The sequence below is a fragment of the Kitasatospora sp. NPDC056783 genome (genome assembly GCF_042789895.1).
GTDB lineage: Bacteria > Actinomycetota > Actinomycetes > Streptomycetales > Streptomycetaceae > Kitasatospora.
Map to the genome: position 1 here is coordinate 1 of NZ_JBHUAF010000429.1, position 7110 is coordinate 7110.

General features: G+C 72.1%; 6 protein-coding genes and 2 tRNA genes. 6 read left to right on the plus strand and 2 right to left on the minus strand.

The annotated features are described in order from the left end of the window. Positions 1–196 precede the first annotated feature (196 nt). Positions 197–610 (minus strand): SsgA family sporulation/cell division regulator, encoded by a 414-nt coding sequence (locus ACFRMQ_RS35885; RefSeq protein ID WP_030056266.1) that lies wholly within the window; start codon positions 608–610, stop codon positions 197–199. Between the two features lie 628 nt (positions 611–1238). Here ACFRMQ_RS35885 and ACFRMQ_RS35890 point away from each other — a divergent pair. Together ACFRMQ_RS35890 and ACFRMQ_RS35895 are read left to right on the plus strand one after the other, a co-directional pair. Further along, positions 1239–1310: transfer RNA gene (locus ACFRMQ_RS35890), tRNA-Val, on the plus strand. 207 nt (positions 1311–1517) lie between these two features. Next, positions 1518–1589: transfer RNA gene (locus ACFRMQ_RS35895), tRNA-Val, on the plus strand. Positions 1590–1670: 81 nt separating this feature from the next. Here ACFRMQ_RS35895 and ACFRMQ_RS35900 read toward each other — a convergent pair. Continuing rightward, positions 1671–2438 (minus strand): exonuclease domain-containing protein, encoded by a 768-nt coding sequence (locus ACFRMQ_RS35900; protein WP_380735012.1) that lies wholly within the window; start codon positions 2436–2438, stop codon positions 1671–1673. A 166-nt stretch (positions 2439–2604) separates the two neighbouring features. On the opposite strand from ACFRMQ_RS35900, the gene ACFRMQ_RS35905 reads away from it, so the two are divergent. The 4 genes from ACFRMQ_RS35905 (at position 2605) to ACFRMQ_RS35920 (ending at position 7065) form a co-directional block, all read left to right on the plus strand. Next, entirely contained in the window at positions 2605–3159 is a 555-nt protein-coding gene (locus ACFRMQ_RS35905; RefSeq protein WP_380735013.1) for a DUF4365 domain-containing protein, read from the plus strand. 32 nt (positions 3160–3191) lie between these two features. Next, entirely contained in the window at positions 3192–4355 is a 1164-nt protein-coding gene (locus ACFRMQ_RS35910; protein WP_380735015.1) for a hypothetical protein, read from the plus strand. Between the two features lie 88 nt (positions 4356–4443). Then, entirely contained in the window at positions 4444–6423 is a 1980-nt protein-coding gene (gene thrS / locus ACFRMQ_RS35915) for a threonine--tRNA ligase (RefSeq protein WP_380735016.1), read from the plus strand. An 81-nt stretch (positions 6424–6504) separates the two neighbouring features. Then, complete coding sequence (locus tag ACFRMQ_RS35920; RefSeq protein WP_380735017.1) at positions 6505–7065, plus strand: HIT family protein; 561 nt, start codon at positions 6505–6507, stop codon at positions 7063–7065. The last annotated feature ends 45 nt before the right edge of the window (positions 7066–7110 follow it).

A 7110-nucleotide genomic window follows, 5' to 3' on the forward strand; every position in this document is an offset into this window, starting at 1 on the left:
CCGATCGGGTGGCCGGCCTCGGTGCCGGGCGCCTGTGGTGCTGTGGACCCGCTCCGGTGGGAACGGACCGCCCACCGGCCCCGAGACCGCGCCGTGCGCGGCTGAGTCCGCTGCCGTGCCCCCGAGTAGGACGGCTGCGATGACGGCAGGGGGTAAGGCCCCGCCGTCGGCGGGGCGTGACCGCCTCCGGTCTGGATCAGCTTTCGGCGAGGATGTGGGACAGCTCCCGGTCGAGGTCGAAGTGACGGTGTTCGGTGCCGGGGGGCACCGCGGCGTCCGTCCGCTTGAGGAACGACTCAAGCGCCCGGGCCGGGGCCTCCAGCAGGGCTTCTCCTTCCGGAGAGCTCAGGGCGATGCAGACCACCCCTTGCCCGTGGCTGCGGGACGGCCACACCCGGACGTCGCCGGTACCGGTGGGTCGGTGCAGCCCCTCCGCGAGGAGATCTCGGGCGAACACCCACTCCACGGTCTCGTCGGCGCCCGTGTGGAACGTGGCGTGCACGGCGTAGGGGTCGGCGGTGTCGTAGCGCAGGCCCGCGGGGACGGGCAGTGAGGACTCGCTGGACACGATGAGGCGCAGGTGCAGCTCGCAGCTGACCGTGGTGTTCATAAGCGCCATGGCCTTTCGCTCAGTGTGCGCTCGGGGAATCGCACGTCGGCGAACGGACCATCCCACCCCCAAGACCGATGTAAACCCCTCTGTCCCGATTCGGGCGCGAGTCGTACCCCTTACGGCGCATTGCGGAATCGCCTCGCGGTGGCCGGCCCGGCATTACCCGGGCGCTTCTTGGTTAGTTTCCCGGCGGGACTGTGCGAAACGACAAGGCGGCCGGGAACACGGGAACGGGTGAATCCGGCGTGGCGGCTGACGCGTCCGTTGACGGCGGTCGGGTGATCGGTCCGCGGGCCCCGGTCCCGGCCGCCGCCCGCGGGCGCCACGCCGGGCCCGGCGGTCGGCGGTCGTCCCGGCCGCCGCGCCGTCGTCGCGCCCGGACCGGTCGTCCCGGCCGCCCGGCCGCGGAGGACCCCGGCGGCCCGGGCCCCCGCGCCGGGGGAGATGACCACGGGGATCGCGGTCCGGGAGGGCCCGGCGCGGGCCACGCCGGGCCCTCGTTCCCCGGGTGTCGCCGCCGGCGGGTGGCCGGCCGGACGGCGGCTGAGCCGCCCGGGTGACGCGCCGCCGACCGGGAGGGTGGTCGGAGCACCTCCCGGGATGCGGTAATGTTTTCTCTGCACCCGGGCGATTAGCTCAGCGGGAGAGCACTTCGTTCACACCGAAGGGGTCACTGGTTCGATCCCAGTATCGCCCACCGGAATGCATTGTGATATGTGAGGCCCAGTCGATTATCGGCTGGGCCTCACATGTATTTCCGGAATCAGCCTGAAGGGTCGTCGGTAATCGGCTGAGGCACAGTCACCTTCCGCATGGAGCGCGAGTTCCGCGAAGGCGGTGCCGCTCCCGAACGGCCGAGTTGTACGACCGGCCCTGAATGGTGCTAGAGTTCATCTCGTTGCCCGGGCGATTAGCTCAGCGGGAGAGCACTTCGTTCACACCGAAGGGGTCACTGGTTCGATCCCAGTATCGCCCACCCGGACAGCACGCAGGCCCTGACCAGGAATCCGGTCAGGGCCTGCGGCGTGTTCGGGGCCGGAACGCCGGGGCCGCCCCGCTACGCCGCCGCCTCGCAACCGTGCCCCGGCTCCAGCCGGCGCCCGCAGCCGCACCGGGCCGGCCGCAGCGGCCAGGACAGGTCCACCCGCTCCGGCGTCCCCGAGCGGTCGAACCAGCTCTGCAGCCCGCGCGCCTGCGCGGCGTGCCAGACCGCCTGCCGCAGGTGCAGCTCCGCCGCCGTCAGCCCGCCGAGCGCCGCCGGATAGCGGGCCCCTATCCGCCGGGTCAGCGCCAGCGCCGCCGTCGCGTCCGCCGCCGCCTCGTGCGCCCCGGCCAGCTCCACGCCGTAATGGGCACACAGGTCGGTCAGCGTCCGGCGGCCCTTGCGGTAGCGGTCCACGTGTTTGTCCAGCACTCGCGGATCCAGCACCACCAGCCCGGCCGCCGCCAGCGCGGCGGCCAGCGTCAGCCCGTGATGGCGGCGCAACTCCCGGTCGAGCAGCGTCAGATCGTACGGCGCGTTCATCACCACCACCGGATGCCCGGCCCGTGCCTCGGCCGCCAGCGCGCCGGTGACCTCCGCCACCACCGTGCCGGCCGGGCGGCCGTGGGCGCGCACCCGCTCGTCGGTGATGCCGTGCACCGCGCGGGCGCCGTCCGGGATCGGCACGCCCGGATCGGCGAGCCAGGTGGTGGTCCGCGCCGGTGCGCCCGGCGCGAGCTGGACGACCAGGGCGGCCGAGACGATCCGGTCGTGCTCCACGTCCACGCCGGTCGTCTCGGTGTCGAAGGAGGCGAGCGGGCCCGTGTACCAGTGCTGCTGCATGACTGCCCCTCAGACGAGCGTTGCGTCCGGGTGATACCCGGTTCTGACGCCGCTTCAACCCGTTTGGCGCAAGCCCGGCCGGGGATCCTGCCCATGACTGTCCCGTTCGAATCGACCGGCCCGGCCGCGGTGCGGCGGGCCCGGAACCGGGGGAGGCCACGGGGCGATGGCACTGACCCAGCCGCAGCCCGAGGAGGCGGCGGCCGTCCTCCGGGGGAACCTCGCGGTCACCGCCTGCATGGAGACCCTGCAGGTCGGTTACCTGCACGCGGTCGCCGCGGCGGCGGGCTGCTCGCTCTCCCAGCCGTTCCCGGACAACGGCATCGACTGGCACGTCAGCCACGGCTCCCGGGAGCACCGGGTGGACGACGAGGTCACCGTCAAGATCCAGCTCAAGGCCACCCAGCAGGTCGCGCCAGACCCGGCCGGGCCGTTCTTCAGCTTCACCCTGGACAACGACCACCTGCGCAAGCTCGCCCGCCCCCGGGTCGCCGTGCCGCGGCTCCTGGTCGTGATGCTGCTGCCACGCCGCGTCGACCACTGGCTGCGGGCCCGCGCGGACGCCCTGGAGCTGCGGCACTGCTGCTACTGGGTCAACCTGGCCGGCCACCCGGTCACCGGACAGCGGCGCACCAACGTCCGGGTGCCCACCGACAAGGTCTTCGACGACCGCGCGCTCTGCGACATCATGGCCCGGGTCGGCGCGGGCGGCAGCCCGTGACGGCCCGGCCCCGGCAGGGAGGAACCGGACCCATGACACCGCCGCCCGGACCGGACGAACCGGCCCGCCCCCTGCCCGACCCGGCCGCCGTCGACCCGGCCGTGCTGGCCACCCTGCTCGCCCGGCACGGCTGGATCCGCCGCGGCGGCCCGGCCGCCCGGTACGGACGCTGGACCCCGCCCGACGACGAACCCGGCACCAGCCTGCTCGTCCCGGCCGGGGGCGGCTTCGACGACGCCGTCGAACTCCTCGCCGACGCCGTCACCGCGCTCTCCCGCTCCCGCACGCCCTCCGCCCGCTCGATCCTGCTCGCCCTCGCGGTCCCCGGCGACGAACTGTGCTGGCACCGCGAGACGTCCGGCCCGGCCGAGGCCGCCTCCTGGGACGAGGCCGAACGGCTCCGGCAGGCGGCACGCGGGATGCTCGCCGCGGGCGCCAAGGCCGCCCGGACCAGAGCCGGCTACTTCGGCGCCCGGCTGGACGGCCTCGCCGGAGACCTCCTGGACCGCGTCCTGCTGGTCGAACAGGGCGCCACCCTCACCGCCCACACCCCCGCGCCCGAGGGCCGCGCCGCCGTCACCACCCTGGTCCGCGCCCTGGAGGCGCTGCGCGACGCGGTCGACTACCGCCGGGTCAGCGACGGGCCCGAGGCCTTCGGGAACGCCGTTCAGGCCGGGGTCAGCCGGGAACTCGTCCGGTCCGTCGAGGAGCTGGTGCGCGACGCGACGGCCGCCCGGCTCAGCGTCGCCTGGTCGCCCGCCGCCGGAACGCCGGGCGGCTTCGGGGACCGCCGGATCGACCTCGACTTCTCACCCGGCGACCTGCCCGCCCTGGCGGAGGCCGCCGACCTGCTGGAACGCGGCGAGCCCGCCGTCCCCGTCACCGTGATCGGTGTGGTCACCCGGCTCAAGCGCGCCGACCCGTCCGGTCCGGGCTCGGTCCGGCTGCGGGTGCTGACCGGCGCCGAGGTCCGCGAGCTCAAGCTCCGCCTGCCCGACCCCGACTACCGGCTCGCCGCCGAGGCCCACCTCACGGGCGTGCCCGTGCGGGTCTCCGGCCGGCTGGACCGGCAGGGCGGCTTCCGCCGGCTGACCCGCCCGCACGGACTGGAGCTCTGCGGCTGGGAGGAAGGCGACCGCGAACGGCTGCTGAAAGCGCTCGGGGAGAAGACGGAGAGAGGGGGAGAAGGGGCGTAGGTGGACGGTAGGGGCGGCGCTCTCGGTACCATCGTCACGCGCAGCGCAGTGTTGCGTCCTCTGAAATCCAGCACGTCAGGAGAGACCGGTGACGGACGTCCGGGTAATCATCAGCCGCGAACCCGATCGGGAAGAGCGCGTGGTGACGACGGGCACCACGGCCGCCGAGCTCTTCGCCGACGACCGCTCGATCATCGCCGCCCGCGTCGGCGGCCGGCTCAAGGACCTCGCCCACGTCCTCCAGGACGGCGAGGAGGTCGAGCCGGTCGCGATCGACAGCAAGGACGGCCTCGACATCCTGCGCCACTCCACCGCGCACGTCATGGCCCAGGCCGTGCAGCAGCTCTACCCGGAGGCCAAGCTCGGCATCGGTCCGCCGGTCAAGGACGGCTTCTACTACGACTTCGACGTCGAGAAGCCCTTCCACCCCGATGACCTCAAGGCCATCGAGAAGCGCATGCAGGAGATCATCAAGCGGGGCCAGAAGTTCTCCCGCCGCGTGGTCACCGACGAGTCCGCCCGCGAGGAGCTGTCCGCCGAGCCGTACAAGCTGGAGCTGATCGGCCTCAAGGGCTCCGCCGCCACCGCCGGCGAGGGCGCGGACGTCGAGGTCGGCGCCGGCGAGCTCACCATCTACGACAACCTGGACGCCAAGACCGGCGAGCAGTGCTGGGGCGACCTCTGCCGCGGCCCGCACCTGCCCAGCACCCGCCACATCCCGGCGTTCAAGCTGATGCGCAACGCGGCCGCCTACTGGCGCGGCAGCGAGAAGAACCCGATGCTGCAGCGCATCTACGGCACCGCCTGGCCGACCAAGGACGAGCTCAAGGCCCACCTCGACTTCCTCGTCGAGGCCGAGAAGCGCGACCACCGCAAGCTCGGCAACGAGCTCGACCTCTTCTCCATCCCCGAGGAGATCGGCTCCGGCCTCGCCGTCTTCCACCCCAAGGGCGGCATCATCCGCCGCTCCATGGAGGACTACTCGCGCAAGCGGCACGAGGAAGAGGGCTACGAGTTCGTCTACACCCCGCACGCCACCAAGGGGAAGCTCTTCGAGAAGAGCGGCCACCTGGACTGGTACGCGGACGGCATGTACCCGCCCATGCAGCTCGACGAGGGCGTGGACTACTACCTCAAGCCGATGAACTGCCCGATGCACAACCTGATCTTCGACGCGCGCGGCCGCTCGTACCGTGAACTGCCGTTGCGCCTCTTCGAGTTCGGGACGGTCTACCGCTACGAGAAGTCCGGCGTGGTCCACGGCCTGACCCGCGCCCGCGGCTTCACGCAGGACGACGCGCACATCTACTGCACCCGCGAGCAGATGGCGGAGGAGCTCGACTCCACGCTGACCTTCGTGCTCAACCTCCTCCGTGACTACGGTCTGACCGACTTCTACCTGGAGCTGTCGACCAAGGACCCGGAGAAGTTCGTCGGCTCGGACGAGACCTGGGAGGAGGCCACCCGCGTCCTGGCGAGCGTGGCCGAGAAGCAGGGCCTGCCGCTGGTTCCGGACCCGGGTGGCGCGGCCTTCTACGGCCCGAAGATCTCGGTGCAGGCGCGAGACGCCATCGGCCGGACCTGGCAGATGAGCACGATCCAGCTGGACTTCAACCTGCCCGAGCGCTTCGACCTGGAGTACACGGCGGCGGACGGCTCGCGCCAGCGGCCGGTCATGATCCACCGCGCGCTGTTCGGTTCGATCGAGCGCTTCTTCGCGGTGCTGCTGGAGCACTACGCCGGCGCCATGCCGCCGTGGCTGGCCCCGGTCACGGTGACCGGCATCCCGATCACCGACGAGCACGTGCCGTACCTGCTGGAGGTCGCGGCCGAGCTGAAGAAGCACGGGATCCGGGTCGAGGTGGACACCTCGGACGACCGGATGCAGAAGAAGATCCGCAACGCGCAGAAGACCAAGGTCCCGTTCATGCTGATCGCGGGCAACGACGACGTCGAGGCGGGTGCCGTCTCCTTCCGCTACCGCAACGGCGAGCAGAAGAACGGCGTCCCGGTCGCGGACGCCGTCGCCGAGATCGTGGACGCGGTGAAGAACCGCGTCCAGGTGTGATCCGGTAGCAGGACCGTCACGCGTGGGGCAGGCTCTCGAAGAGTCTGCCCCACGCGGCTTTGCAAGCAGCGCCGGGCGAATATGCTGATCAGCATGACGACTGAGCCGGAACTTCAGCGGGGCGTTGGTGAGCCGGACGGATTCCGCCGCCTGTGGACCCCTCATCGGATGGCCTACATCCAGGGTGAGAACAAGCCCACCGGTCCGGCTCCGGACGACGGTTGTCCGTTCTGCTCGATCCCGTCCCTGAGCGACGAGGACGGGCTGATCATCGCCCGGGGCGGTGCGGTGTTCGCGGTGCTGAACCTGTACCCGTACAACGGCGGGCACCTGATGGTGGTCCCGTACCGGCACGTGGCCGACTACACGGACCTGGACGAGGCCGAGACGGTCGAGCTGGCGGACTTCACCAAGAGGGCGATGACGGCGCTGCGGGCGGCCTCCGGGGCGCACGGGTTCAACATCGGGATGAACCAGGGCGCGGCGGCCGGGGCCGGGATCGCGGCGCACCTGCACCAGCACGTGGTGCCGCGCTGGGGCGGGGACACCAACTTCATGCCGGTGGTCGGCCACACCAAGGTGCTGCCGCAGCTGCTGGCGGACACCCGGAAGATGCTGGCCGAGGCCTGGCCGCAGGGCTGAGCAGGGCTGATCCGGACGACGCGCGGGAGGGCCCCACCGAGATCC

What these genes read in the sequence shown, in the direction of transcription:
- ACFRMQ_RS35885 (WP_030056266.1), bottom strand. Translation starts at nt 610, where the DNA reads ATGAACACCACGGTCAGCTGCGAGCTGCACCTGCGCCTCATCGTGTCC.
- ACFRMQ_RS35900 (WP_380735012.1), bottom strand. Translation starts at nt 2,438, where the DNA reads ATGCAGCAGCACTGGTACACGGGCCCGCTCGCCTCCTTCGACACCGAG.
- ACFRMQ_RS35905 (WP_380735013.1), top strand. Translation starts at nt 2,605, where the DNA reads ATGGCACTGACCCAGCCGCAGCCCGAGGAGGCGGCGGCCGTCCTCCGG.
- ACFRMQ_RS35910 (WP_380735015.1), top strand. Translation starts at nt 3,192, where the DNA reads ATGACACCGCCGCCCGGACCGGACGAACCGGCCCGCCCCCTGCCCGAC.
- ACFRMQ_RS35920 (WP_380735017.1), top strand. Translation starts at nt 6,505, where the DNA reads ATGCTGATCAGCATGACGACTGAGCCGGAACTTCAGCGGGGCGTTGGT.